Origin of the sequence: Bacillus sp. ISL-35 (assembly GCF_018613355.1) — a bacterium.
Classification (GTDB): domain Bacteria; phylum Bacillota; class Bacilli; order Bacillales; family Cytobacillaceae; genus Mesobacillus.
Map to the genome: position 1 here is coordinate 468,636 of NZ_JAGGQK010000002.1, position 25,096 is coordinate 493,731.

Consider the following 25,096-nt stretch of genomic DNA (forward strand, 5'->3'; position numbering starts at 1 on the left):
TTGATAAGGGGCCGGTTTGGACCCGAAATTTTTTACCTGAAAAAACATGATTAGTTGTCAGCCTTGTCCTCATATAAATCAATATACTCGCTGAACTTCAATTTAGACCAAGTTTAGGATGTATCGACAAAAACATGGGTTTAAGGGAGGAAAAAGCTTTGGCAAGACCAAAGGTCGGTTTAGCCCTGGGTTCTGGTGGTGCAAGAGGATTTGCCCATCTGGGTGTCATAAAAGTCCTTCGGGATGAAGACATCCCCATTGATTTAATAGCCGGAAGCAGCATGGGGGCGCTTGTAGCATCATTCTACGGTGCGGGGCTGGATGTTGAACGGCTCTATAAACTATCACGGGTATTCAAAAGGAAATACTATCTTGATTTTACGGTACCTAAAATGGGATTTATCGCCGGGAAAAGAGTGAAAGAGCTCATCAGAATCTTTACTCATGGCAAAATGATTGAGGAGCTGGATATCCCCATTGGAATTGTTGCAACAGACCTCATGTCGGGGGAGAAGGTAGTCTTCAAACAAGGTCCTGTGGCTGAAGCTGTAAGGGCAAGTATTGCAATCCCGGGGATTTTTGTACCCGAAAAGCTTGGAGGCCGATTATTCGTCGATGGCGGGGTCGTTGACCGCATCCCCGTTTCTGTCGCCAAGGAGATGGGAGCCAATATCGTCATCGCCGTTGATGTTTCGAGTGTGAAAATCAACGAGGATGTGACCTCTATATTCGACGTGATTATGCAAAGTATCGATATCATGCAGATGGAGCTGGTCGCGAATCGGGAGGTTGCTTCCGATGTGATGCTCCGCCCGCCAGTTGAAATGTTCAATTCAAAGGCATTTACTAATATAGAAGAAATCATTGAGATTGGTGAAGAAGAAGCGAGGAAGCATATCGATAAAATCAAACAATGCATTGCAGAATGGAAGGAGCCGCAAACAGAATGAGCAGAAAGACATCGATAGGCATTTCTATATTGGCAGCTGTTTTAATTATGGCTAGTGCACTTTTTTACCTGCCATACTATGTAACCAAGCCGGGAATGGCAAAAGAGCTGGAACCGATTGTCGAGGTGGAAGGCGGTTATGACGAGGAAGGCAATTTCATGCTTACAACCGTCAGGATGGGCAGAGCCAATATATATGCATACGTTATCGCCAAGTTCAGCAAATACCAGGAAATTTATCCAGTCGAAGATATCAGGGCAGAGGATGAAACGGATGAAGAATACAATATCCGCCAGCTGCACATGATGGATAATTCGAAGACGGCAGCAATCGAGGTTGCCTATAAAAAAGCCGGGAAACCAGTGGACTATACGTATAAAGGTGTTTATGTGCTAAGGACAATGGAAGGAATGCCGGCTGATGGAAAATTGAAGCCAGGCGACCTCGTTTTCAAAGTAGATGGCAATCCTTTTTCATCATCACAAGAATTCATAGATTATATTAGTTCCAAGAAGCCAGGGGATACAGTGAAGCTAGAGTATAAGCGAAATGGCAAGTCAAAACAGGCCAAAATCCCATTGAAGGCACTTGATGATGGAAGCAATCGCCCTGTAGTAGGAATCCAGCTTGTTGATGATAAAGAAATTGACGTGGAACCGGATGTCACGGTGGAATCAGAGGAGATCGGCGGACCATCGGCAGGATTTATGTTCTCATTGGAAATTTACAATCAATTGACAGAGGAAGATTTGACAAAGGGATACGAAATAGCTGGCACCGGGACAATGAGCCCCGATGGGACAATTGGAAGAATCGGCGGGATCCAGCAAAAAGTAGTAGCGGCGGATAAGGCAGGCGCCGAAATCTTTTTCGCACCATTTGAAAAAGGTGCAAAAGGCTCAAATTACGAAGAAGCACTTATTGCCGCAAAAGATATTAAAACAAAAATGAAAATCGTTCCTGTTGATACTTTTGATGAAGCCGTGTCCTATCTGGAGAACCTAAAAGAAAAATCACGCTGATCCAGCGTGATTTTTTTATCCTTTTAACATGATGGGTGGTTGTGCGAATTCTTTTGCCAGCAATTTTTCCTGGCTGCTGCCGTTTTGGCCAAGTGCATAGATTCTGGCCGCTCTGGTATCCAGTTCAAGATCAGGATCTGAAAAGGCTGAAAGCTTGGAAACAAGCGGCAGGCTGAAATCCTTTTTCCTTAAGTTCAAGTAGGATCGTCCTTTTTCGGTTGCACCTAATAACCTCAGATAATTCACTGTATTTTTGGTGGTATTCATTTGATCTTTTCGTGTATTGGTTAAAATGTGGAGGCAGACTCTTTGCAGCCTTGTCCATGTATAGCGCTTCGTTTTAATCGATTCCATGAATTGCTGGAAGCTGTTTGAGGCTGCTGCAGCGGCAAGCAATCTGTTTTCCAGTCCTTCTTCCACTTCATAAAACTCGTTCAATTCTTTAGGACTGCTTTGCAAAAGCCTGTATTTTAAGAAAGGCCAGTAATTTTCCCAGGAATGGAATCCTCCATACTCTTCCTTATAGCTGATCAAGTGTTTGTATGTCGAATCAGGGACGTATTGTCTGATCGCTTCCATTTCGCCTGATGCGCCGAACAACGCTTTGCGTATGCTGGTCGCACTGGCGATTGTCGCCGAAGCAAAATGCTCATCATGGTAGCCAGCGTTTTTTCTGGTAATTGTTTGTGCCGTCATTTGGCTGTCCTGTCTGAGGATTGCCTGGATGTAATGCATCCCCAAAATATTATTTGGCTTAGAAATATCAATGAAGCTTTCTGCAGGAGCGAGGGCTTGGAATGCCAGGGCTATTGACTTAGGGTAGCTGTTACCTTCTCCTGCAAAAAACCTGATTTTTTCTTGAAAAAAATCATTGTTGGCCTCAAGAAAGCTGATCGTCTGGATGAACGCATTGAGATCGCCTGATTCACTGCCAAAACACAGAGTCTCACAGCCGGCTCCAGACAGGATTGAGACTGCACCTTCTGCGAAGACCTCGGCATGCTGTGTCGCGAATCGGTAGGGAAGTTCAAATACAATGTCTACTCCGGCATCAAGTGCCATCTTTGTTCTTGTCCATTTCGAAACAAGCGCTGGTTCCCCGCGCTGCAGAAAATTCCCGCTCATAGCGGCGATGGCAATATCAGAACCAGATTGTTCTTTCGCCTGCTGCAAATGAAATAGATGGCCATTATGGAAAGGATTATATTCAACGACGACACCAACAGCTTTCATTATTGTACTCCTTCGTGTTAATATGGATATTGCATTGTTTTGAAGTTTAATTTAAAGTATTTATGTAAATTATAGTGTAAAGAAAAAATATTGACAAATGATTACGCGAAGGGCTATAATTACCTTTGTTGCCTTGGGGTGATTCTATGAAATGGACAATAAGTCAGATACAAAAACATCGAAATAAGGACTTTCTGATTGACGAGTTTGTTCGAATGGACTCAATTAAGGAAACAGATCCGACAATCCGCGAGGTATCTCCCATCCATCTAACTGGAAGGGCGGATATCAGTGCCACAAGAGTGACATTCCACATCCGGATTGATGGTCACTTGATCCTGCCTTGTTCACGAACACTTGTTGATGTAAAATATCCAATTGATGTGGAAACTACTGAAACTTTCATGTTAAACAGCTACGATTATGAGGCTGATGAGGAAGTTCATCAAGTAACAGGCGATGTCATTGATCTTGAACCCATCATCAGGGATATCTTGCTGGTGGAAGTGCCGATGCAAGTATTCTGTGATGATAGCGCTGGTCAAGAAGGCGCACCCCAGTCAGGTAAGGATTGGGAAGTAATCGAGGAACAGGAGAAATCCGAAAAACTTGATCCCCGGCTTGCCGGACTTGCAAAATTCTTTGAGGATTCCAAGGATTCCTCTGACTAATGAATGAAAAAAGAGCGTGGAGGTCCAGAAAAGGACTGGCCTTCATAAACTTTCTTATTCCTTTTAAGGAGGTGGGAAGAATGGCTGTACCATTTAGAAGAACGTCTAAAACTGCGAAAAGAAAACGCCGTACTCATTTTAAATTACAAGTTCCGGGTATGGTAGCATGCCCTAACTGCGGTGAAATGAAACTTGCTCACCGTGTGTGCAAAGCTTGCGGAACATACAAAGGAAAAGAAGTTGTTAACGACTAATTTTCTTTCAGAAAAAGCACAGGATGCAGATGCATCTCTGTGCTTTTTTTGTTTTATAGGAAATGATCGCAACTGGGGTTGTCATAATCCAGCTCCAGCGCTTATCTGGGCTGACCGGGGCGCTTGTACTTTTTGTCTATATTTGCTCCTTAATACAGAAAATTGATACAATTTGAAGGACTAGTGTTTTTCAGGAGGAGCGGGTTGGATGGATTCATACATAATTTCAAAAGAAAAAGACGGAGTGCTGCTTTTTACGATCAACAGGCCTGCCAGAAGAAATGCTATTGACTATGAGGTAATGGCAGGGCTGGAAACAGCAATCGAAATGGCGGCAGATCGGGATGTTAAAGTCTTTGCGATTACAGGTGCCGGTGAGCAGGCTTTCTGTTCGGGAGGCGATTTATCTGCCTTCCATCAATTGAAAACAGAAGAACAGGCATATGGGATGCTTTCGCGGATGGCTGGGATTCTATATAATCTGCTGACACTTCCAAAACCGACCATTGCGATTCTCAATGGTTCTGCAGTTGGGGGAGGTTGTGAAATAGCATCTGCCTGCGATTTCAGAATTGGAAAAGCAGAAATGAAAGCGGGTTTCGTCCAGGCAAACCTGGCAATTACAACTGGCTGGGGAGGGGGCACGATCCTCCTGGAAAGACTTCCACACGCAGCAATGAAAATGCTGCTTGATGCAAGAATCCACAATGCTGAAGAGCTAATGGGCCTTGGTTTCTTGAATCATTTATATACAGATGATCCTATTGATGCCTGTCTCTCATTCATGAAAGAAAGTTTGAATAAAGAGACAGCGGTTTTAGAAGCTTATAAATCATTAATCAATAAAAAATGGGAGCAATTATCAATGAGAGAAAGGATGGAAGCAGAAGCCGCAAAATGTGCTGTACTATGGGGAGAAGAAGCACATCATCAAAAAGTGGACGATTTTATGAGCAAAAAAAATAAAAATAATTGATTGGTATTGGATGATATCAGTCTATCTTTCCTATTAGATGCATAAGAATGAATAAAAAACAATAGGAGGGATTTTCTGATGCCACTAACCCGTCAGGATGCCTGGTCACAGGACGAAGACTTATTGCTTGCTGAAGTAGTATTGCGCAATATCCGCGAGGGCGGCACGCAATTAAAAGCTTTTGAGGAAGTAGGGAAACAGCTGTCAAGAACAGCCGCCGCCTGCGGTTTCCGCTGGAATTCCTATGTGAGGAAGCAATATAAATCCGGCATCGAACTAGCAAAAAAACAGCGAAAAGAAGCAAAAAAACAGGTGAAATCACAAGAAGTTACGGAAGAAGCTCAGGCTCCGGCAAGCGAAACGCCAAGCCCGGTCCAGGAGATAAAGGAAAAACAATCGAATTTAAGCATTGAAGCAGTAAAACAGTATCTTGATGACCTCTATGAAAAAGCGGGAACTCTTAACAGTCAGGATGATCAGAAAGAAAAAATCCGCGGCCTTGAAAAGCAAATCTATTACTTGTCTGCTGAAAATGAAAAATTAGAGACAAAGCTGAGGTCGATGGAAGAAGACTATCGTGCCCTGATTGATATCATGGAGCGGGCCAAAAAAAGAGTAGGCCCTAAGGACGAAGAAAAACAGCAGAAAATGAACTTTCAGGTTGAGGGAAAAGGAAACCTGGAAAAGGTTGAAAAATAAACAATAAGAAGCGCCTGCCAGATTTGGCAGGCGCTATTAATATGTTCTTACTGGACTTGTTCCGTTACACCGGCAGGATACCAGACAAGCGGGTTTTCACCACGGTCTCTTTCCACATCATAATGAACAGGCGTGAAGCCCATCTTTTCCCAGAAGTCCTGAGATTTAACTCTTGGATTAGTCTTGATTGGCAGGCCAAAGGTTTTCGCGAATTCAACGAGCGCTTTGCCATAGCCCTTTCCCTGGTAATCCGGAAGTACTTCAAGCTTCCAAAGCTCCAGATAATCCTGGGAAGGTTCGAAGTAACGGTCAAACTGTTTCTTGACCTGATAAAGGCTCATGCGCGCAACAAGCTTGTCGCCGAAATAAATACCGTAAAACGGTGAATCGCTATCATTTTCCACAATATTCGCTTCCAGATCCTCCAGCATTGAAAGCTCCTGATGGCCATACTCCTTGAATTTCTTGAATTCCTCTAACGTCTTATAATTGATTTTAAGTTTTTCCACTTTTTTCACCATAATACACTCCCTCTATCAAGCCGCCAATCAATGACTGATCATGCGCTTTTCCTATTCTGAAAAAGGCAGCTGAAATTATTTGTTTTTTTACACCTATTTTTATTATATTATAAAAACATGAAAAATTCTGCATTTGAATTTTAGAAAGCGGTTCCAATTTTTGCAGGAAGAATACAGAATATTGTAGAATTTTATAAGTGAGCGTAATTTTTTACGGGAAAGGGGAAAGAGCGTGCAAAAAATATTGATTGCAAACAGAGGAGAAATAGCGCTTCGCATTATCCGCACTTGCCGTGAGCTTGGAATTGATACTGTGGCTGTCTATTCAGATGCTGATCAGGAACTGCCTTTTGTAAAAGAAGCTGACAGCGCTTTCCGGATTGGTGAGCCGCCGGTTCAGAAATCCTACCTCAATACAGATGAAATTTTGAGAATCGCAAAGGAAGAAAAAGTGGATGGCATCCATCCTGGTTATGGCTTTTTATCGGAAAACGCAGAGTTTGCCCGAAAAGTGCAGAAAGCTGGGTTGACATTCATCGGTCCTGCTCCGGATACGATTGAAAAGATGGGTGATAAAATCGTCGCAAGATCGACGATGGAAGCTGCGGGCGTTCCTGTTGTGCCGGGCAGTGACCAGGGTTTAAAAACGCTGGAGGACGCCGTCAGGCTTGCAGAAGAAATTGGCTACCCGGTCATGCTGAAGGCTAGCGGGGGCGGGGGCGGAATTGGCATGGTGCTCTGTGAAAATGAGCAAGCGCTCGCTAAGAATTTTGATTCCACGAAGGCCAGAGCAAAGGCATATTTTGGATCAGATGAAGTATTCATTGAAAAATACATCAAAAATGCCCGTCATGTCGAGGTCCAGATTTTTGGCGACAGCCATGGCAATCATGTACATATGTTTGAACGTGATTGCTCGATCCAGCGCCGTCACCAAAAAGTGATTGAAGAGGCGCCGTCACCGTTCTTAAGGGAAGAAGCGCGGCAGAAAATGTATGAAACCGCAGTAACAGCTGCCAGGGCCGTGGATTATGTGAACGCCGGGACCGTGGAATTCATTGTGGATGAAAATGAGAATTTCTACTTTCTCGAAATGAATACAAGATTGCAGGTTGAACATCCGGTCACGGAAACCATTACCGGTCTCGATCTTGTGAAGTGGCAAATCCTCGTTGCGAGAGGCGAAAAACTTCCTTTGCTCCAGGATGAAATTGAGAAGAAGGGATCAGCGATTGAATTCCGTCTCTATGCGGAAGATCCAGTCAGGTTCTTGCCTTCACCAGGTAAAATCACTGAGTTTTCATGGGAAGATCGCGAAGGAGTCCGAGTCGATGCCGGTTATGAATCTGGTTCGACGGTCACACCTTATTATGACCCAATGGTTGCGAAATGCATCGCTGCGGGAGGAAACCGGGAAGAAGCCATCAAAATTGCTCAGGAATTTTTTGCAAACATGAAGCTGGAGGGAATCAAATCGAATGCTCCATTGTTTGTGGAAATTTTAGGTGAAGAAGGCTTTAAATCCGGAAACTACACAACTGCATATTTAACAGAAAGAAAATTGGCATCAAAATAGAGGAGGATATGGATATGAAAGAAATTACAGCAAGTATGGCAGGAACAGTATTGAATGTGATGGTGGCCGCTGGGGATTCCATTACGGAAGGCCAGGAAGTATTGATGCTTGAATCGATGAAGATGGAAATCCCTGTTGAAAGCCAGGGGGCAGGAACGGTAGCTGAAGTGAAAGTAAATATCGGCGACTTTGTTAACGAAGGCGATATCCTGCTTGTACTAGAATAATAGCAAAGTAAAGGCGCCGAACTAGCCCTTTAAAGGGGAAGGATTGAACCAAATAGGTTTTAGGAGGGGAACAATGACAACCGCAAAGACTTTAACGGATACTTTACAAGAGAAAGTCCAGCAAATTGAAGCTGGCGGCCACCAGAAATATCATGACAAGCTGGCGGAGCAAAATAAATTGTTCGTAAGAGATCGGCTTAATCTTTTATTTGACGAGGGAGTCTACGAGGAAGATGGCAAGTTCGCGAATTTCCAGGCTGGCGACCTGCCTGCAGATGGTGTCGTGACTGCTATTGGCAAAATCGGCGGACAGACTGTTTGTGTCATGGCGAATGATTCGACAGTAAAAGCAGGTTCATGGGGTGCCAGGACGGTTGAGAAGATCATCAGGATCCAGGAAACAGCTGAAAAGCTGAAGGTTCCTTTATTGTATCTTGTCGACTCGGCAGGTGCCCGTATCACTGACCAGCTTGATATGTTCCCGAACAGAAGGGGAGCAGGAAAGATCTTTTATAATCAGGTGAAATTGTCAGGTGTAATCCCGCAAATCTGCCTTCTATTCGGACCTTCCGCAGCGGGAGGGGCCTATATTCCAGCGTTCTGCGATATCGTGATCATGGTGGACCAGAATGCGTCGATGTATCTCGGATCCCCAAGGATGGCGGAAAAAGTCATTGGCGAAAAGGTCACATTGGAGGAAATGGGCGGCGCCCGCATGCACTGCTCTGTGAGTGGTGTAGGCGATATGCTTGTCTATAGTGAGCAAGAAGCCATTGAAGCAGCGAAGCGGTATTTGAGTTATTTCCCTGCGAATTTCCAATCAAAAACAGATTTGATTGAAGGAGTTGCTCCAAAGGCAGGAAGAAGCCTTGAAGAGATTGTTCCACTGAATCAAAATGCTCCTTTCGATATGTATGAAGGAATCGATGCCTTGATTGATGAAGGCAGTTTCTTTGAAATCAAAAAGCTGTTCGCCCCTGAGATCATAACCGGCTTTGCCCGTATCGACGGACGTGCAGTCGGAATCATCGCGAATCAGCCAAAGGTGAAAGGCGGAGTTTTATTCGTTGATTCTGCTGATAAGGCGGCAAAATTCATCACACTCTGCGATGCCTTCCATATTCCATTGCTGTTCCTTGCCGATGTTCCAGGCTTCATGATCGGAACAAAGGTTGAAAGGGCTGGTATCATCCGCCATGGCGCTAAACTGATTGCGGCGATGAGTTCAGCCACCGTACCCAAAATCTCTGTTATCGTCCGAAAGGCATACGGTGCTGGCTTGTATGCGATGGCAGGACCGGCATTCGAACCGGATTGCTGCATAGCGCTGCCTACTGCGCAAATTGCGGTAATGGGTCCTGAAGCGGCGGTAAATGCGGTGTATTCGAATAAAATCAATCAAATCGAAGACCCGAAAGAAAAAATCGCTTTTGTCCAGGAAAAGCATCAGGAATACAAAGAGAGCATTGACATCTATAAGCTGGCTTCCGAACTGATCGTAGACGATATCGTCGCAGCGAATGATTTAAGGAATGCCCTGATCGATCGCTTCAAATTATATGAAACAAAGGACATGGAGTTTAGTGTCAGGAAACACCCTGTCTATCCTGTGTAAAACAATGAAACGGAGATCCTTGAGGGTCTCCGTTTCATTTTTGTGCCGTTTAGCAAATTAACTCAAAAATCCTTAATCCTTTCTTCCTAAGAGGCATTTGTTTCTGCTAAAATATGACTAAAGATCTTACTATTGTTTTAACATGTGATAGATTTTCAGGAGATGCACATCTTGATAGTGTGCGGAGACCTTCAATGAGGGGTACTTATGAAGATAGCGATAATTGGCGGCGGTTCATTAGGTTTATTATTCTCCTATTACCTCGGCTTCAAAAACGAAGTTACCATCTATACGCGGACTAAGGAGCAAGCAGACGAGATCAATAAAAATGGACTGCATCTTATAAAAGGCGGCATACCGCAGCCGCCGCTCAAGGTTTCGGCTGCGGCCATCCAGGATTGGAAAGGAACAGAAGAGTTTACGGTTGTGGCAGTGAAGCAATACCAGCTTTCCGACCTAATGGCTGAGCTAAGGCTAAGGGTGAATGCCAGAGGCAGTATTCTTTTTCTGCAAAACGGTTACGGCCATATCAAGATGCTCCCGGAGATCACTGCGCCTGATATTTATGTGGGATCGGTCGAACATGGAGCTGTTAGAGAGAATGAATATACCGTTCAGCATAATGGCTTTGGGGTCACCAGAACTGCAGTATTCCGCGGAGAAGACCGACTTCTCAGAGAATTTTCGCTGAGGGTTCCTGACGATTTTCCAATTCTCTTTGAATCTGATTATAAAGAGATGCTCATCAAGAAGCTGGTGGTCAATGCTGTCATCAATCCATTGACTGCAATTTTGAAAGTCAGGAATGGTGAGCTGATCAATAATTCCTTTTATTTTGAGGTCTTCAAGCAAATGTTTGAGGAGTGTGCCCTTGTCCTTGGTCTGGAACATCGGGAAGAATACCTCCAGAACCTGATGACAGTCTGCACAAAAACAGCAGATAACCATTCGTCCATGTATAAGGATATTGAAAATGGCAGACAGACTGAGATTGACGCCATCCTTGGATACTTGCTCGAATTATCAATAAGCAAAAATATCAAAGCTCCATTAATACATAACTATTATCATTGCATCAAGGGGAAGGAGCAAGAAAGGGAGGGAGCATGATGCCTGGATTCTTCTCCGCACTTGTTGCCGTATTGATTACAGTGCCTATAATTGGCTATCTGGCTGTGTTCATCATCACCAAACAAATCACGGGAAACCACCGTCGATCTGTCAATCTCGCCATTGACTTCAGTACTTTTTTGCTGGTACTGTCTGTCCATTTTTTGATCCTTACCATATGGGGAAAATCCTTTTTTTGGCTTATACTGATTATTTTATTTGGCTTGGCGGCCATATTCGTCTGGATTCATTGGCACTATAAAGAGGAAATCATTCTGCCGAAGGTTTTTAAAGGTTTTTGGCGGTTTAATTTTCTGCTTTTCAGTTCAGCCTACATCATTCTTGTTCTATTTGGTTTGTATAAGCGCCTGATGTTCCTGTTTGCTTGACCTGATGTTGGACTGTCTCTACGGAGGTCCAGCATTTTTTGATTTTTGCAAGCTGAAACGGAGCAAAAGCCTTCTGCACCTGACATAACCGAATGCTTATTCATCCTTTGTAGGGGTGGAGCGACTCCTATTCATAAAAAAACCTTGATTTTAGAAATTTCGAAAGGCAAAGTTTTTTTCTTTTCATTTCAAACAATGCTATACTCATTACAGTGAAAATTGTTAACGAGAAAGGAAGTACAAGTTAATGGAGATGTTGAATCTCTCACTTCCGGCTGCGAACCGGTTTGCGACAGATTACCTTGCTGGGAGCCCTGAACTTCAGAGGTTCTTTCATTATAATTTTACAGACGAAAATTCATATGTTCATCGATTGGATGAATTGAAAAATAGAAGTTTCATGAGACAGGAACTTGCCGACCATATTCAGACATTCATGTCACGATATGCGGAGTCTGATCGAATTGCTGAGAATATCGAGAAACTCAGGAAGGAAAACAGCGTTGCCGTCATTGGCGGCCAGCAGGCTGGTATTTTGACAGGGCCGCTCTATACGATCCATAAAGTGATATCAATCATCAAGCTTGCTGAACAAAAAGAGCAGGAGCTTGGCGTCCCGGTTGTACCAGTATTTTGGATTGCGGGTGAAGACCATGACTACCAGGAAGTCAATCATGTTTACGTCATGAAGGACAAAAGGCAGGAGAAATGGGTCTACCCGGAAAAGAATCTCGAGAAAAAGATGATTTCCGAGGTATGTATCAACCGTGATCTGTGTTATTCCTGGGTTGAGGAAATCATGGAAACCTACGGCGAAACAAAACACACGAAAGAAGTATTATCCTTTGCCCTGGAATCATTGAAGAAAGCGGAATCGTTCGTGGACTTTTTTGCCACGATCATCATGGAGCTATTCAAGGATTCAGGCTTGCTGATTGTTGATTCAGGGAATAAAGACCTGCGCAAGCTTGAAAAAGAATATTTTATCAATCAAATTAAAAATCATCGTGAAATCACTTCCGCTGTCCTTGGCCAGCAAGAAAAGACCAAAGCGGCAGGCTTTTCTAATATGATTGATATCAATGTAAATACAGCGAACCTGTTTTTTTATGATGAACATGTAAATGAACGTATTTTGCTTCAATTTGACCCACAAAGTGGAGGGTTTGCAGGTAAAAATGGCGAAGTCAGTTTCACATATGATGAACTGATGGAGATTGCGAATGAGTTTCCGGAAAAACTCAGCAATAATGTCGTTACCCGTCCGTTAATGCAGGAATGGCTTTTCCCGACGCTTGCCTTCATTGGCGGTCCCGGAGAAATTGCCTACTGGGCAGAGCTGAAACTTGTTTTCGAGCATTTCGGTGTCCAGATGCCTCCGCTTGTCCCAAGGCTGAATATCACCTTATTGGAAAGGTCGATTGAATCCGACCTTGACGAATTGAAACTGGATCTAAAAGAAGTGTTGATTTCAGGTACGGGCGGACATGAACTGAAATACATCGACTCACTGAAGGATCGGGAAGTAGAAGAGTTATTCGGTCAGGTTAAAGGGATGCTGTCAGATCAATATCAGCTCATCCGTGAAAAATCAAACGGAATCGATCCGGTTTTATTGCCATTGCTGCAAAAGAACGAATCCATCCTGCTGAATCAGATCAAGTTCATGGAGGATAAAATTGTAGAGGCAATCTGCCGAAAGAATGACCATATCCTGCGAAAGTTCTCGCGGGTGGAGAATGCATTAAGACCAGGCGGGGCGCCGCAGGAAAGAGTATGGAATCCGTTCTATTACCTGAATAAGTATGGTTTGAACCTGGTTCCGGAATTATTAAAGCTGCAGTATCGGTTCGACGGGACCCATAAAATCATAAAATTGTAAAATTGGCTCCATCCTTTTCGGATGGGGCTTATTTTTCGTCCAGGGCTGGTTTCCAAAATACGGATGAAGGAGCAATTCTCGCGAGTTTTCGCTTAATTATTAAGGATGAAGGTGCAATGAGTCTAAATCAACGGGCAATAGTCGAGGTAGACTAGGATTTCAGTGCAATTAATGAATCGTGCTGTCCATTTGCAGTCTTCGATTGTCCAGCAGCTGATAATGAAAAAATAAAAAAAGTAAGAAATGACGAAGGAATTCAAGTTGGTGGATAGAATATTTAAAATAAGGTGGTGAAAAGTGGGGGAATGTGGTACATTGTATTTAGAAAGTGGGGGTAGTGGCATGTTCATGGGTGAATACCATCATAATGTGGATAGCAAAGGCCGATTGATCATCCCTGCCAAGGTCCGTGAAAACCTTGGGGAAATGTTCATTCTTACCCGTGGACTTGACCAGTGTTTATTTGGTTACCCCGTTTCTGAATGGTCAGTGATCGAAGAAAAGCTCAAAGGACTTCCGCTGACTAAAAAAGATGCACGTGCATTTACCCGTTTTTTCTTTTCGGGTGCTACCGAGAGTGAAATTGACAAACAGGGGAGAGTCAATATTCCTTCCCCGCTGATGCAATACGCCAAGCTTGAGAAAGAATGTGTGATTTTAGGTGTTTCCAATCGAATTGAAATTTGGAGCAAAGCCATCTGGGAAGAATATTTCGCAGAATCTGAGGAATCTTTTGCTGAAATTGCGGAAAATATGATTGGATTTGATATTTAAGGGTAACATTATTCTGATATAATATTACCTGCTCCTCGATTGGAAAGGTGGATCATGATGTTCAAACATACAACAGTTTTACTGGAAGAAACAGTAGACGGGCTCAATATCAAGCCTGACGGTACATACGTGGATTGCACTCTCGGTGGCGCAGGCCACAGTGAATTGATTTTGTCCAGGCTTTCGGAAAAAGGAAAGCTATACGCATTTGACCAGGACGATGTCGCGATTGCAAATGCAAAAGAAAAGCTTGCAGCATACGGCGACAGGCTGACAATCATTAAAAGCAATTTTCTTTATCTGCAGGAAGAGCTTGAAAAGTTGGGTGTAGAAGAAGTTGATGGAATTCTTTATGATTTGGGAGTTTCCTCACCGCAGCTGGATACCCCGGAACGCGGCTTCAGCTACCACCACGACGCTCCGCTTGATATGCGGATGGACCAGGATGCAGCATTGTCCGCTTACGATGTCATTAATGAATGGCCATATGAAAAATTGGTCAAAATCTTTTTCCAGTACGGAGAAGAGAAATTCTCAAAGCAAATTGCCCGCAAGATTGAGGCTGCACGCGAAAACAAGGCAATTGAAAGTACTGGTGAACTTGTCGAGTTGATAAAAGATGCAATTCCTGCACCTGCAAGGAGAAAAGGCGGCCATCCCGCCAAAAGAATTTTCCAGGCAGTCAGGATCGCGGTTAATGATGAACTTGGTGTATTTGAAAAATCACTAGAGCAGGCAATCGAACTTCTTTCCGTAGGAGGAAGGATCAGTGTCATCACCTTCCACTCACTAGAAGACAGGATTTGTAAGGTAACCTTGAAAAAAGCGAGCGAAACACCGCCGCTTCCACCTGGGCTGCCAATAATTCCTGATGAGTTTCAGCCTAAATTGAAGCTGATTACAAGAAAACCAATCCTTCCATCAGAGGAAGAGCTCGAGTTCAATAACCGGGCAAGATCGGCAAAACTGCGGATCGCTGAAAAAGTAAAAAAGTAATAATAAAAATATAAAAATTTCAGGAGGGAAAATGATGAGCAATCTGGCTACAAAATTGCAGCAGGAACAGCAGCATCGTACAGTTCAGGCGCCAGCAAAAGCACCGGTAAAAGCACCTGCAAAAAGAAATTCGATTTTAACGCCCGGTGAAAAAATCCTGATGTTTGTCTTCGGAGCAATCGTCTGCTTCGGCGCAACATTCATGGTGTCAAAACAAGCAGCCATTTATGAAGTCAACAAAGAAATCCAGATTATTGAAGGCGACATTCAGGAGCAGCAAAAGATTAATAGTGACCTTGAAGTCCAGATTAGCGAATTAAGTACCTATGAAAGAATCAAAAAGGTGACAGAAAAGCTCGGCCTAACATTGAATGAAAACAATGTTAAAGGTGTGGAAAACTGATGATCAAGAAACAGCCAAATATGAATGCAGGAGCAGCGGTATTATTCGTAATATTCAGCCTGCTCTTTTTTATCTTGATTTTCAGGTTTGTCTCCATCCAGGTCACAGGTGAGGTTCATGGACAAGCACTGGCAGCAAGAGCACAACAAAAATATTCCAATGAAAAAGTGATTGAGGCTGTCAGAGGCACGATTTTTGACCGCAAAGGCGAAGTAGTCGCAGAAGACACCACTTCCTATACGCTGGTCGCCATCCTTGATAAATCGGTGACAACGAATAAAAAGAAGCCAAAACACGTGCAAGACCCGGCAAAAACAGCGGCTGTACTGGCGAAGTATATCGATATGAGCGAATCGGATATATACAAGAGGCTGACAAAAGAAAAAGCATGGCAGGTTGAATTCGGTAAAGCTGGACGTGATATTTCCCATCAGACAAAGCGGGAAATCGAAGATGAGAAGCTTCCGGGAATTACTTTTTTAAGAGATTCCAAGAGATTTTACCCGAACGGTATGTTTTCATCCCATTTAGTCGGCTTTGTCGAGAAGGAAGAAACAGAGGATAAAAAGACGATTACCACCGGAAAACTTGGCGTTGAGAAAACGTTGAACGATGAATTGACTGGTGAAAATGGGTCTATCAACTTCAAGAGTGATTTATGGGGATTCCTGCTTCCGGATGCTAAAGAAAAAGTGACTCCGGCAAAGGATGGCCATGATATCTATTTAACAATTGATAAAAAAATCCAGACATTTGTCGAAGACGCTGTTGAGCGGGTAGACAAAGAATATAAGCCAAAGAAAATCCTCGCTGTTGTTGCTGACCCGAAAACAGGTGACATCCTGGCGATGGCACAGCGGCCAAGCTTCCACCCGACCACAAGGGAAGGTTTGGATAAAAGCTGGCATAATGAGATTGTTGAAACACCAATAGAGCCGGGATCGACAATGAAGATTTTCACTCTTGCAGCGGCAGTTCAAGAGAAGAAATGGAATCCGAATGAACTATATAAATCAGGGTCCTATAAAGTTACTGAGAACTCGGTCCCTATTGGAGATCATAACAACCGGCAGGGATGGGGGACGATTACTTATCTGGAAGGCTTACAACGATCTTCAAATGTTGCGGTTGCAAAGCTTGTTAATGAAAAAATCGGTACGGATAAATTTCGGGAATACTTGACTGATTTTGGTTTTGATCAGCCGACAGGCATTGACCTCCCAAACGAAGCTGTTGGTAAAATTCAGTATAAATGGCCGGTTGAAAAAGCAACAGTCGCTTATGGCCAGGGATCGACGTTTACACCTATACAATTAATCCAGGCTGCAACCGCAGTAGCAAATGATGGGAAAATGATGAAACCGAGAGTGATAGACAAGATTGTTGATCCAAATACTGGTGAGGTCATCAAACAAGAAGAGCCCAAGTCGGTTGGCCAGCCGATTTCAGCTGAGACTGCGAAGGAAGTAAGAGAAGTATTAGGTACTGTTGTAACGGGTGAGCATGGTACAGGAAAGTCATACGCAATCGATGGATATGAGGTTGCCGGAAAAACCGGAACCGCCAATATTACGGAAAACGGAAAATATCTGAGCGGTGAAAGTAATTACCTGTTTTCATTTCTCGGGATGGCTCCAAAGGACGATCCTAAGCTGATTGTCTACGTCGCTGTCCAGCAGCCGGAAATCGACCATTATTTTAAAGGTTCCATTCCGACTTCCATGATCTTTAAACCTGTAATGCAAAGCAGCCTCCAATACTTGAATATCAAGCCTGCCTCTATGGAAAAAGCCGATTCCAGCCCGGTTCCCGATGTAACAGGAATGGAACCCGGTGAAGCAAAGAAGCTGCTTGAGTCCAAAGGGTTTGAGACTGTTGTCATTGGTGATGGGAATCAAGTGCAGAAGCAATTGCCAAGTGGTGACATCGTAGCGCTTGAAGGCGAAAAAATCATCATTAAAGCTTCTGGAGTCATGACATATCCTGACCTGACAGACTGGTCGCTAAGGGATGTCATGAAGCTCGCTCAACTAACTGGAGTTAAGTTGAATAAAGCTGGTAGCGGATATGTAACAAAACAGAGCCTGAAACCAGGTTTGCCAATAAATGAAGGAGAAAACCTCATTGTTCAGCTCGAAACACCGCTGCAGCAATTCGAGAACTCCTTAAAAAAAGAAGAAGATAATGAAGAAACAGAGGAAGTTGGCGGCTGAGCCCTTCCTCTGTTTTTTTTTTGTGGGCAGTTGGTAGAGGGAGCCTAAGGATCAGACAAAATGATGCTTGTTATAGCCTAGGAGTCCTAAGTGGGCCTGAATACGGACTAAACTAAAAAAAATTGACCGAAGTAGGTCCGGGTTCAGGTTCAGACAAAAACCAGCCGGCAATCACAGGAGTTGTCCGAGGTAGCCTCTAGTTAGGACAGCTTTTCGCCTGTCAGCACAAAAGTTGACCGAAGCAGCCTCTGGTTCGGACAGCTTTTCAACGGTAAGCACGAAAGTTGTCCGAAGTAGCCTCTGGTTCGGACAGCTTTTCGCCTGTCAGCACAAAAGTTGACCGAAGTAGCCACTGGTTGGGACAGCTTTTCAACGGTAAGCACGAAAGTTGTCCGAAGTAGCCTCTGGTTCGGACAGCTTTTCGCCTGTCAGCACAAAAGTTGTCTGAAGTAGCCTCTGGTTCGGACAGCTTTTCAACGGTAAGCACGAAAGTTGTCCGAAGTAGCCTATGATTCTGACAGCTTTCCAACGGTAACCGCAAAAGTTGTCCGAAGTAGCCACAAGTTCGGACAGCTTTTCAACGGTAAGCACGAAAGTTATCCGAAGTAGCCGTAAGTTCGGACAGCTTTTCAACCGTAAGCACAAAAGTTGTCTGAAGTAGCCTCTAGTTCGGACAGCTTTCCAACGGTAACCGCAAAAGTTGTCCGAAGTAGCCACAGGTTCGGACGGCTTTTCAACGGTAAGCAGTAAAGTTGTCCGAAGTAGCCGCAAGTTCGGACAGCTTTTCAACGGTAAGCAATAAAGTTGTCCGAAGTAACCCCAGGTTCACCCCAAACCCCGCCCTCTATCACAAAATCAATCCAAAGCACCTCCTGATGCTGCATCCGCCCAAGCTTGTCTCGACTTCTTGTTATAATCAAAATCGTACAAGCATATATTTGAACGAGTGTCATGGTTTTCAACGGAACAATTTTAGGAGGAGGTTCGTTCAATATATGCGTGTATCAAATGTGACGGTCAGAAAAAGGCTGGCTCTCGTTCTGCTGATCGGGATCTTGGTGTTTTTCATCATAGATGTCCGGCTTGGCTATGTACAGTTTATGCTTGGTGATTTTTTGACAGGAAAGGCGAAGGACTCGTGGAGCAGGAATGTCCCATTCGAACCTCAACGCGGAGAAATTACGGACAGGAATGGTGTCGCGCTGGCAACGAATATCAGTGCCCCGACTGTCTATGTGGTGCCCCGACAGGTGAAGGATCCTGAGGCGGCAGCTGAATTATTGGCCAAGGCATTGGATATGCCGAAGGAAAAGGCCCTCCAGCATATCACTAAAAAAGCGATGATCGAGAGAATACCAGAGGGAAGGAAAATCTCCCATGAAAAAGCGAAAGAAATCAGGGCGTTGGATATTAAAGGTGTTTATATCGGGGAAGATTCAAAACGTCATTATCCGTATGGAAGCTATCTATCCCATGTACTCGGATTTGCTGGGGTTGATAACCAGGGTTTGATGGGACTCGAGCGCTACTATGATAAGGAGTTAAAAGGGAAAAAGGGATCGGTACAATTTTATGCGGACGCAAAACAGCAGCGGATGCACAATATGGCGGATGATTACGAGCCGCCGGTGGACGGGCTCGATCTGAAGCTGACGATCGACAGCAGGGTCCAGACCATTGTCGAAAGGGAATTGGATATTGCTCAGGCGAAATACAACCCAGATGGGATCATTGCGATTGCGATGAACCCTAAAAACGGGGAAATCCTGGCGATGTCCAGCAGACCGGATTTTGATCCTGCTAATTTCCGCAATGTTCCGCCTGAAGTGTATAACAGGAACTTGCCGATTTGGAGTACCTATGAACCCGGATCGACGTTCAAGATTGTTACGCTCGCAGCTGCACTTCAGGAAGGAAAGGTCGATCTTGAAAAGGATCATTTCCATGATTCAGGTTCCGTAGAGGTAGCGGGAGCGAGGATCCGCTGCTGGAAAAAGGGTGGTCACGGAAGCCAGTCTTTCCTTGAAGTTGTCGAGAATTCATGCAACCCTGGATTTGTCGAGCTCGGGGACAGACTCGGAAAAGAAAAACTCTTCAAATATGTAAAGGATTTTGGATTTGGCGAAAAAACGGGAATCGACCTCCAGGGAGAAGGCAAGGGAATTCTTTTTAACCTGGATAGGGTTGGACCGATCGAACAGGCAACCACGGCGTTCGGTCAGGGTGTATCGGTTACACCGATTCAGCAGGTTGCTGCGGTTTCAGCAGCGGTGAATGGCGGTATACTTTATACACCGTATATTGCCAAAGAATTGATTGATCCGATTACCGGGGAAGTTGTGATGAGAAAGACTCCTCAGGAGAAAAGAAGAGTCATTTCAGAAGAAACCTCGAAGGAAATCAGGCATGCGCTTGAGAGTGTCGTTGCGAAGGGCTCTGGTAAAAATGCATATGTAGATTCGTACAGGGTTGGCGGCAAGACAGGGACAGCACAAAAAGCAAAAGATGGACGTTATCTGGAAAATAACCATATCGTTTCCTTCATAGGCTTTGCACCTGCGGACGACCCGCAAATTGTAATCTATGTTGCTGTAGACAACCCAAAGGGCACCGTCCAGTTCGGTGGTGTTGTAGCCGCTCCGATTGTTGGCGATATCATGGAAGATAGCCTTAGGGCGATGGAGGTCCCGCCGAGAAAGGATCAAATCGAGAAAGAACTCACATGGCTGGATACACCAATGGTGGAAGTTCCTGACCTGATTGGTCTCTCCAAGTCAGAACTCAGACAGCAATTGATCAATTTTAAACTTGATATCGCAGGAGATGGGGAGAAAGTGGTCAAACAGCTTCCTTCACCTGGAGTGAAAATCAAGGAAGGATCCACGATTAGGGTATATATGAATGATTGACCCGAATTCGGTTTCTTACTGAACAGACGATAGCAGGCGGCGGCAGGATCGAGATCCGCCGCTGCTTTTGCATGCTGAACCCAATTAAACTCTTATCTATTTGCTCTGTTTTGGCTCTGGGTGTTGCTTCTCGAACAATGATCCGGAATACTGTTTGTCAGAATATGTTGCTAAAGTGGAGATGCGGAAATATTCTTAAAAAATCCGGAACTGTTTTTCAACTTTGGTGTAAAGAGCCATCGATAAAAAGGGCTTATACTTTTCACCTCAACAATGGCTAATTTTAGCCTAATCATGTAAAATAAGAGTCGCCATGTTGTTTGAGAGGATTTGATATTTATGAAATTACACGAATTGATCGGGTATTTGCACCCTTTCGTGGATTACAAGGGAGAAAATCCCGAGATTACTTCGATTGAAAATGATAACCGCCGTGTGAATCCGGGAAGTTTATTCATATGCATTAAAGGCTATACAGTTGATGGCCATGATTTTGCCGGGGCGGCTGTAAAAAATGGGGCGGCAGCTGTTCTTGCTGAGCGCGAGCTGCCTGTCAATGTCCCGGTGATTGTAGTGAAGGACACCATGCGGGCGATGGCAGTCCTTGCCGATGCTTTTTACGGCCAGCCAAGCCAGAAGCTACATATGGTTGGGATTACAGGGACGAACGGAAAAACGACGACGAGCCATATTGTTGAAAAGATTTTCAAGGATGCCGGAAAAAAAACCGGTTTGATCGGGACAATGTACACGAAGATTGGCGAACAGACATTTGAAGTGAAGAACACCACTCCGGAAAGTTTGACACTGCAGAAGACGTTCAAGAAAATGGTCGATGAACAGGTCGATACAGCTGTGATGGAGGTATCCTCACATGCACTCGTCTATGGCCGTGTCCATGGTACAGACTATAATGTTGCAGTTTTTACGAATTTGACCCAGGACCATCTCGATTACCATAAAACCATGGAAGAATACAAGAAGGCAAAAGGCTTGCTGTTTTCACAGCTTGGCAATGCCTTCCACCATGAAAACCCGAAATTTGCGGTATTGAATGCGGATGATCCGGCCAGCGAGGAATTCGCGATGCTGACAACTGCTCATTTATTGACCTACGGGATTGACAATCATGCCGACTTGCAGGCAACGAATATCTCCATGACTGCCAGTGGAACGTCATTTGATTTGGTAAGCCCATTTGGGGTAAGAAAGGTGAATATCCAGCTGATCGGCAAGTTCAGCATCTACAATGTTCTTGCGAGCATTGGGGCTGCCCTTGTATCCGGAATTTCGCTGGAGGCAATCATTGACTCTGTTGAAAGTGTCAAAGGAGTCTCAGGAAGGTTCGAAGTGGTTGATGCAGGACAGGATTTCTCTGTCATTGTAGACTATGCCCACACACCAGACAGTCTGGAGAACGTCCTGAAGACCGTGCAGCAATTTGCGCAAAAAAGAATTTTTTGTGTGGTTGGCTGCGGCGGGGATCGCGACCGCACTAAACGGCCGATCATGGCGAAGATTGCCTGCGAGTATTCAACAGATGCCATCTTCACCTCTGATAACCCACGCAGTGAGGAGCCGGCAGAAATCATCAAGGATATGGAAGAAGGAGTCAAGGGTGAAGTTTATACTTCGATCATTGACAGAAAAGAAGCGATCCAGCATGCTGTCAAAAATGCCGGCGCAGGCGATGTAATCCTGATTGCCGGAAAGGGACATGAAACGTATCAGCAAATTGGAGACAGAACGTTTGATTTCGATGACAGGATTGTAGCGCGCGAGGCGATAGAGGAGAGGTAATATGCTGACATACCAGGATGTTTCGAGACTGTTTTCGAAAGTGAGTGGAATAAAAGAAGAAAAGATCCGCTTTCACACGGTAAGCAGCCAGGCAGGAGCCAAACAGCCAAAGGGACTGTTTGTTCCGGTATCCGAAGAATCCGGAACTTTACAGGAAGCGATTTCGAATGGTGCCGTGGCAGCGCTATGGCCTGATGGAGTAAAGGTTCCGTCATATGCTCCCAATCACTTCCCGATTTTTTATGCACAAGATCATTTGAAAGGCTTAGAGGAAATCATGAATTTATATTATAACTATTTGACACAACACGAAGAAACCAGGGAAAGAACGAAATTCATTTTCCCTGACAAAGGACTTCTTAATGAAACGGATGAAACATATGATATAGCTGTGATGGCCGAAAAAATCAATGGATTTGGCGGCAATATAAGCAAGGCAGGTGAGGAATAGAATGCTGGAGCAAGTTATCTTTTTCACAATATTAATGGGTTTTCTAATAACGGTCTTGCTTTCGCCAGTATTTATTCCTTTCCTGAGAAGGCTTAAATTCGGCCAGAGCATCAGAGAGGAAGGGCCAAAATCACACCAGAAAAAGACAGGAACTCCGACAATGGGCGGTGTCATGATTTTAATTTCCATCACAATCACGACACTTGTTATGACAGGAAAGTTCTCGCAGCCCACTGTGGAAACCTATCTTTTGCTATTTGTTACATTAGGGTTCGGACTCCTTGGTTTCATGGACGATTTTATCAAAGTCGTCATGAAGCGGAACCTTGGTTTGACTTCCAAGCAAAAATTGCTTGGTCAAATTATTATTTCCGTTATCTTTTTCTTCATTTTCAACCAAAGTGAATTATCGACAGTAGTCAGTATCCCGTTAACCGGTCTTTCTTTTGATCTTGGTTGGGGATACGCGCTGTTCATTATTTTTTGGATGGTCGGTTTCTCAAATGCTGTTAACCTGACGGACGGGCTTGACGGGCTGGTTTCCGGTACGGCAGCCATTGCATTTGGTGCTTTTGCTGTCCTGGCATGGAACCAATCGCAATATGAGCTGTCGATTTTTTCTGTTGCAGTTGTTGGTGCTGTTCTAGGTTTTCTTGTATTCAACGCACATCCTGCAAAAGTGTTCATGGGTGACACCGGTTCACTTGCCCTGGGTGGTGCGATTGCAACTGTTGCCATCCTGGCTAAGCTTGAAATTATCCTGATCATCATTGGCGGAATCTTTGTCATCGAAACATTATCCGTGATCCTTCAGGTTATTTCATTCAAGACAACAGGAAAAAGGATTTTCCGGATGAGTCCGCTTCACCACCACTATGAATTGATTGGCTGGTCGGAATGGCGGGTTGTTGTGACATTCTGGACTGTCGGCCTGCTTTTCGCAATCCTTGGAATTTATATTGAGGTGTGGATCTAGATGAAACATATTAAAACATATCAACATAAAAAAATTCTTGTACTTGGCCTTGCCAAGAGCGGAGTCAGTGCTGCGGCTCTGCTACATAAACTAGGCGCTTTCGTTACAGTTAATGACAGCAAGCCATTATCGGAAAATCCCGAAGCACAGGGACTGCTTGAACAGGGAATCAAGGTGGTCTGCGGAAGCCATCCGATTGAATTGATGGATGAAGGATTCGAACTGGTCGTCAAGAATCCCGGCATCCCGTATTACAATCCAATGATCCAAAAGGCGGAAGAAAACGGGATCCCTGTCATTACCGAGGTTGAGCTGGCCTACCAGATATCAGAGGCGCCACTTGTAGGAATCACGGGAACAAACGGGAAAACCACGACAACAACTTTGATTTTTGAAATGCTCGAAGCCGGCAAAAAACAACCGCTGATTGCCGGGAATATCGGCACGGTTGCATCAGGTGTTGCCCAGGAAGCAACAGAGGAAAATACGATTGTCATTGAGCTTTCCTCATTTCAATTAATGGGTATCGACACATTCAAGCCAAAGATTGCCGTGATTACCAATTTGTACGATGCACATCTTGATTATCATGGGACAAGAGAAGAATATATTGCAGCGAAAGCGTTGATCACGAAGAACCAGACTGAAGAGGACTACTTGATCGTGAACGCTGATCAGGAAGAAGTCATGAACATCGCACGCGCTTCAAAAGCTCAAATCGTGCCTTTTTCGACGAAAGAAGTCTTGGACAGCGGGGCTTATGTGAAGGATGGATGGGTTTGTTTCAATGGGGAGCAAATCATTGAAACAAAGGATATTGTTTTACCTGGTAAGCATAATCTGGAGAATATCTTGTCAGCTGTTGCGGCAACTTTGCTATCAGGAGCGGATCAAGAAGCGATTTTCAAAGTGCTTACAACCTTTGCTGGAGTCCGCCACAGACTTCAATATGTCGGCAGTAACGCCGGACGGAAGTTTTATAATGACTCGAAAGCAACGAATATACTGGCAACCGAAAATGCCCTGGCAGCTTTTGATGACCCAATCGTATTGCTTGCCGGCGGTCTGGACAGAGGGAATTCCTTTGATCAACTTGTCCCCTCGTTAAAAAACGTCAAGGTATTGATTACTTTTGGAGAGACTGCTGAAAAAGTGGGACAGGCTGGACATGAGGCAGGAATAAAAACGATTCTCCGCGTCGATAATGTGGAAAAGGCCGTTCCCGTGGCGTTCGAACATTCAGTACCCGGAGATGTCATTCTGCTCTCACCGGCATGTGCCAGCTGGGACCAATATAAAACTTTTGAAGTCAGGGGAGACATGTTTATCGAGGCCGTGCATAAGCTTAAGTAAGGGCTTGTCTTGAACAACATGACTCAGGTTGCCTGGCCTCATGCAGGCTGGATGGGAAGCGGCATATGAGCCCTAAATCATACAGCCGAGGTGTAT

General features: G+C 44.4%; 23 protein-coding genes. 21 read left to right on the top strand and 2 right to left on the bottom strand.

Annotated elements, in window-relative coordinates:
- The first annotated feature begins 134 nt into the window (after positions 1–134).
- Both J7E38_RS05540 and J7E38_RS05545 read left to right on the top strand, forming a co-directional pair.
- Positions 135–950 carry a patatin-like phospholipase family protein gene (locus J7E38_RS05540; RefSeq protein ID WP_215038205.1) on the top strand — a complete coding sequence of 272 codons (816 nt, stop codon included), beginning with the start codon at positions 135–137 and terminating at the stop codon, positions 948–950.
- Positions 947–1,972, top strand: coding sequence for a SepM family pheromone-processing serine protease (locus J7E38_RS05545; protein WP_214703741.1), 1,026 nt, complete (start codon positions 947–949; stop codon positions 1,970–1,972). The genes J7E38_RS05540 and J7E38_RS05545 overlap by 4 nt, the downstream gene beginning before the upstream one ends.
- Positions 1,973–1,987: 15 nt before the next feature.
- Here the strand turns inward: J7E38_RS05545 and J7E38_RS05550 are convergent, their stop codons facing one another.
- Positions 1,988–3,205: a nucleotidyltransferase gene (locus tag J7E38_RS05550; RefSeq protein ID WP_214703749.1), complete on the bottom strand. Its 1,218-nt coding sequence runs from the start codon at positions 3,203–3,205 to the stop codon at positions 1,988–1,990.
- Between the two features lie 146 nt (positions 3,206–3,351).
- Here J7E38_RS05550 and J7E38_RS05555 point away from each other — a divergent pair, with 146 nt between their 5' ends.
- From J7E38_RS05555 to J7E38_RS05570, 4 genes are all read left to right on the top strand, one after another.
- Positions 3,352–3,876 carry a YceD family protein gene (locus J7E38_RS05555; RefSeq protein ID WP_215038207.1) on the top strand — a complete coding sequence of 175 codons (525 nt, stop codon included), beginning with the start codon at positions 3,352–3,354 and terminating at the stop codon, positions 3,874–3,876.
- 80 nt (positions 3,877–3,956) lie between these two features.
- Positions 3,957–4,130, top strand: a complete 174-nt coding sequence (gene rpmF / locus J7E38_RS05560) for a 50S ribosomal protein L32 (RefSeq protein ID WP_023615018.1) — start codon at positions 3,957–3,959, stop codon at positions 4,128–4,130.
- A 208-nt stretch (positions 4,131–4,338) separates the two neighbouring features.
- Positions 4,339–5,106 carry an enoyl-CoA hydratase/isomerase family protein gene (locus J7E38_RS05565; RefSeq protein ID WP_214703754.1) on the top strand — a complete coding sequence of 256 codons (768 nt, stop codon included), beginning with the start codon at positions 4,339–4,341 and terminating at the stop codon, positions 5,104–5,106.
- Between the two features lie 78 nt (positions 5,107–5,184).
- Positions 5,185–5,805, top strand: coding sequence for an RsfA family transcriptional regulator (locus tag J7E38_RS05570; protein ID WP_214703756.1), 621 nt, complete (start codon positions 5,185–5,187; stop codon positions 5,803–5,805).
- 47 nt (positions 5,806–5,852) lie between these two features.
- Here the strand turns inward: J7E38_RS05570 and J7E38_RS05575 are convergent, their stop codons facing one another.
- Positions 5,853–6,326 carry an N-acetyltransferase gene (locus J7E38_RS05575; RefSeq protein WP_214703764.1) on the bottom strand — a complete coding sequence of 158 codons (474 nt, stop codon included), beginning with the start codon at positions 6,324–6,326 and terminating at the stop codon, positions 5,853–5,855.
- Positions 6,327–6,558: 232 nt separating this feature from the next.
- Here J7E38_RS05575 and J7E38_RS05580 point away from each other — a divergent pair, with 232 nt between their 5' ends.
- From J7E38_RS05580 to murD, 15 genes are all read left to right on the top strand, one after another.
- The gene (locus tag J7E38_RS05580; protein WP_214703766.1) at positions 6,559–7,902 is read left to right on the top strand and encodes an acetyl-CoA carboxylase biotin carboxylase subunit; all 1,344 of its coding nucleotides are present in this window, start codon (positions 6,559–6,561) and stop codon (positions 7,900–7,902) included.
- 14 nt (positions 7,903–7,916) lie between these two features.
- Positions 7,917–8,129: an acetyl-CoA carboxylase biotin carboxyl carrier protein subunit gene (locus tag J7E38_RS05585; protein ID WP_214703769.1), complete on the top strand. Its 213-nt coding sequence runs from the start codon at positions 7,917–7,919 to the stop codon at positions 8,127–8,129.
- A 73-nt stretch (positions 8,130–8,202) separates the two neighbouring features.
- The gene (locus J7E38_RS05590) at positions 8,203–9,744 is read left to right on the top strand and encodes an acyl-CoA carboxylase subunit beta (protein ID WP_214703772.1); all 1,542 of its coding nucleotides are present in this window, start codon (positions 8,203–8,205) and stop codon (positions 9,742–9,744) included.
- Positions 9,745–9,951: 207 nt separating this feature from the next.
- A complete protein-coding gene (locus J7E38_RS05595) occupies positions 9,952–10,854 on the top strand; it encodes a 2-dehydropantoate 2-reductase (RefSeq protein WP_214703774.1) in 903 nt (300 codons plus the stop codon).
- Positions 10,854–11,243, top strand: a complete 390-nt coding sequence (locus tag J7E38_RS05600; RefSeq protein ID WP_215038209.1) for a DUF3397 domain-containing protein — start codon at positions 10,854–10,856, stop codon at positions 11,241–11,243. The genes J7E38_RS05595 and J7E38_RS05600 overlap by 1 nt, the downstream gene beginning before the upstream one ends.
- 247 nt (positions 11,244–11,490) lie before the next feature.
- Positions 11,491–13,125 (top strand): bacillithiol biosynthesis cysteine-adding enzyme BshC, encoded by a 1,635-nt coding sequence (bshC, locus tag J7E38_RS05605; RefSeq protein ID WP_214703785.1) that lies wholly within the window; start codon positions 11,491–11,493, stop codon positions 13,123–13,125.
- A gap of 342 nt (positions 13,126–13,467) precedes the next feature.
- Entirely contained in the window at positions 13,468–13,899 is a 432-nt protein-coding gene (mraZ, locus tag J7E38_RS05610; protein WP_102262102.1) for a division/cell wall cluster transcriptional repressor MraZ, read from the top strand.
- A gap of 57 nt (positions 13,900–13,956) precedes the next feature.
- Complete coding sequence (rsmH, locus tag J7E38_RS05615; protein ID WP_215038211.1) at positions 13,957–14,895, top strand: 16S rRNA (cytosine(1402)-N(4))-methyltransferase RsmH; 939 nt, start codon at positions 13,957–13,959, stop codon at positions 14,893–14,895.
- A gap of 34 nt (positions 14,896–14,929) precedes the next feature.
- On the top strand, positions 14,930–15,298 hold the full coding sequence (gene ftsL / locus J7E38_RS05620; RefSeq protein ID WP_214703791.1) for a cell division protein FtsL: 369 nt from the start codon (positions 14,930–14,932) through the stop codon (positions 15,296–15,298).
- Positions 15,298–17,511 carry a penicillin-binding protein gene (locus tag J7E38_RS05625; RefSeq protein ID WP_214703804.1) on the top strand — a complete coding sequence of 738 codons (2,214 nt, stop codon included), beginning with the start codon at positions 15,298–15,300 and terminating at the stop codon, positions 17,509–17,511. Before ftsL ends, J7E38_RS05625 begins: the two co-directional genes overlap by 1 nt.
- Positions 17,512–18,506: 995 nt before the next feature.
- Positions 18,507–20,420, top strand: a complete 1,914-nt coding sequence (locus tag J7E38_RS05630) for a stage V sporulation protein D (protein ID WP_214703806.1) — start codon at positions 18,507–18,509, stop codon at positions 20,418–20,420.
- 339 nt (positions 20,421–20,759) lie between these two features.
- Complete coding sequence (locus J7E38_RS05635; protein ID WP_214703815.1) at positions 20,760–22,220, top strand: UDP-N-acetylmuramoyl-L-alanyl-D-glutamate--2,6-diaminopimelate ligase; 1,461 nt, start codon at positions 20,760–20,762, stop codon at positions 22,218–22,220.
- Position 22,221: 1 nt separating this feature from the next.
- A complete protein-coding gene (locus J7E38_RS05640; protein ID WP_214703823.1) occupies positions 22,222–22,671 on the top strand; it encodes a hypothetical protein in 450 nt (149 codons plus the stop codon).
- Between the two features lies 1 nt (position 22,672).
- On the top strand, positions 22,673–23,647 hold the full coding sequence (gene mraY, locus J7E38_RS05645) for a phospho-N-acetylmuramoyl-pentapeptide-transferase (protein WP_214703826.1): 975 nt from the start codon (positions 22,673–22,675) through the stop codon (positions 23,645–23,647).
- Positions 23,648–25,000: a UDP-N-acetylmuramoyl-L-alanine--D-glutamate ligase gene (gene murD / locus J7E38_RS05650; RefSeq protein WP_214703829.1), complete on the top strand. Its 1,353-nt coding sequence runs from the start codon at positions 23,648–23,650 to the stop codon at positions 24,998–25,000.
- The last annotated feature ends 96 nt before the right edge of the window (positions 25,001–25,096 follow it).

What these genes read in the sequence shown, in the direction of transcription:
- J7E38_RS05540 (WP_215038205.1), top strand. Translation starts at nt 135, where the DNA reads ATGGGTTTAAGGGAGGAAAAAGCTTTGGCAAGACCAAAGGTCGGTTTA.
- mraY (WP_214703826.1), top strand. Translation starts at nt 22,673, where the DNA reads ATGCTGGAGCAAGTTATCTTTTTCACAATATTAATGGGTTTTCTAATA.
- J7E38_RS05575 (WP_214703764.1), bottom strand. Translation starts at nt 6,326, where the DNA reads ATGGTGAAAAAAGTGGAAAAACTTAAAATCAATTATAAGACGTTAGAG.
- J7E38_RS05635 (WP_214703815.1), top strand. Translation starts at nt 20,760, where the DNA reads ATGAAATTACACGAATTGATCGGGTATTTGCACCCTTTCGTGGATTAC.
- J7E38_RS05550 (WP_214703749.1), bottom strand. Translation starts at nt 3,205, where the DNA reads ATGAAAGCTGTTGGTGTCGTCGTTGAATATAATCCTTTCCATAATGGC.
- murD (WP_214703829.1), top strand. Translation starts at nt 23,648, where the DNA reads ATGAAACATATTAAAACATATCAACATAAAAAAATTCTTGTACTTGGC.
- rsmH (WP_215038211.1), top strand. Translation starts at nt 13,957, where the DNA reads ATGTTCAAACATACAACAGTTTTACTGGAAGAAACAGTAGACGGGCTC.
- J7E38_RS05595 (WP_214703774.1), top strand. Translation starts at nt 9,952, where the DNA reads ATGAAGATAGCGATAATTGGCGGCGGTTCATTAGGTTTATTATTCTCC.
- J7E38_RS05545 (WP_214703741.1), top strand. Translation starts at nt 947, where the DNA reads ATGAGCAGAAAGACATCGATAGGCATTTCTATATTGGCAGCTGTTTTA.
- J7E38_RS05570 (WP_214703756.1), top strand. Translation starts at nt 5,185, where the DNA reads ATGCCACTAACCCGTCAGGATGCCTGGTCACAGGACGAAGACTTATTG.
- J7E38_RS05555 (WP_215038207.1), top strand. Translation starts at nt 3,352, where the DNA reads ATGAAATGGACAATAAGTCAGATACAAAAACATCGAAATAAGGACTTT.
- J7E38_RS05640 (WP_214703823.1), top strand. Translation starts at nt 22,222, where the DNA reads ATGCTGACATACCAGGATGTTTCGAGACTGTTTTCGAAAGTGAGTGGA.
- ftsL (WP_214703791.1), top strand. Translation starts at nt 14,930, where the DNA reads ATGAGCAATCTGGCTACAAAATTGCAGCAGGAACAGCAGCATCGTACA.
- J7E38_RS05625 (WP_214703804.1), top strand. Translation starts at nt 15,298, where the DNA reads ATGATCAAGAAACAGCCAAATATGAATGCAGGAGCAGCGGTATTATTC.
- mraZ (WP_102262102.1), top strand. Translation starts at nt 13,468, where the DNA reads ATGTTCATGGGTGAATACCATCATAATGTGGATAGCAAAGGCCGATTG.
- rpmF (WP_023615018.1), top strand. Translation starts at nt 3,957, where the DNA reads ATGGCTGTACCATTTAGAAGAACGTCTAAAACTGCGAAAAGAAAACGC.
- J7E38_RS05585 (WP_214703769.1), top strand. Translation starts at nt 7,917, where the DNA reads ATGAAAGAAATTACAGCAAGTATGGCAGGAACAGTATTGAATGTGATG.
- J7E38_RS05590 (WP_214703772.1), top strand. Translation starts at nt 8,203, where the DNA reads ATGACAACCGCAAAGACTTTAACGGATACTTTACAAGAGAAAGTCCAG.
- J7E38_RS05565 (WP_214703754.1), top strand. Translation starts at nt 4,339, where the DNA reads ATGGATTCATACATAATTTCAAAAGAAAAAGACGGAGTGCTGCTTTTT.
- J7E38_RS05600 (WP_215038209.1), top strand. Translation starts at nt 10,854, where the DNA reads ATGCCTGGATTCTTCTCCGCACTTGTTGCCGTATTGATTACAGTGCCT.
- J7E38_RS05630 (WP_214703806.1), top strand. Translation starts at nt 18,507, where the DNA reads ATGCGTGTATCAAATGTGACGGTCAGAAAAAGGCTGGCTCTCGTTCTG.
- bshC (WP_214703785.1), top strand. Translation starts at nt 11,491, where the DNA reads ATGGAGATGTTGAATCTCTCACTTCCGGCTGCGAACCGGTTTGCGACA.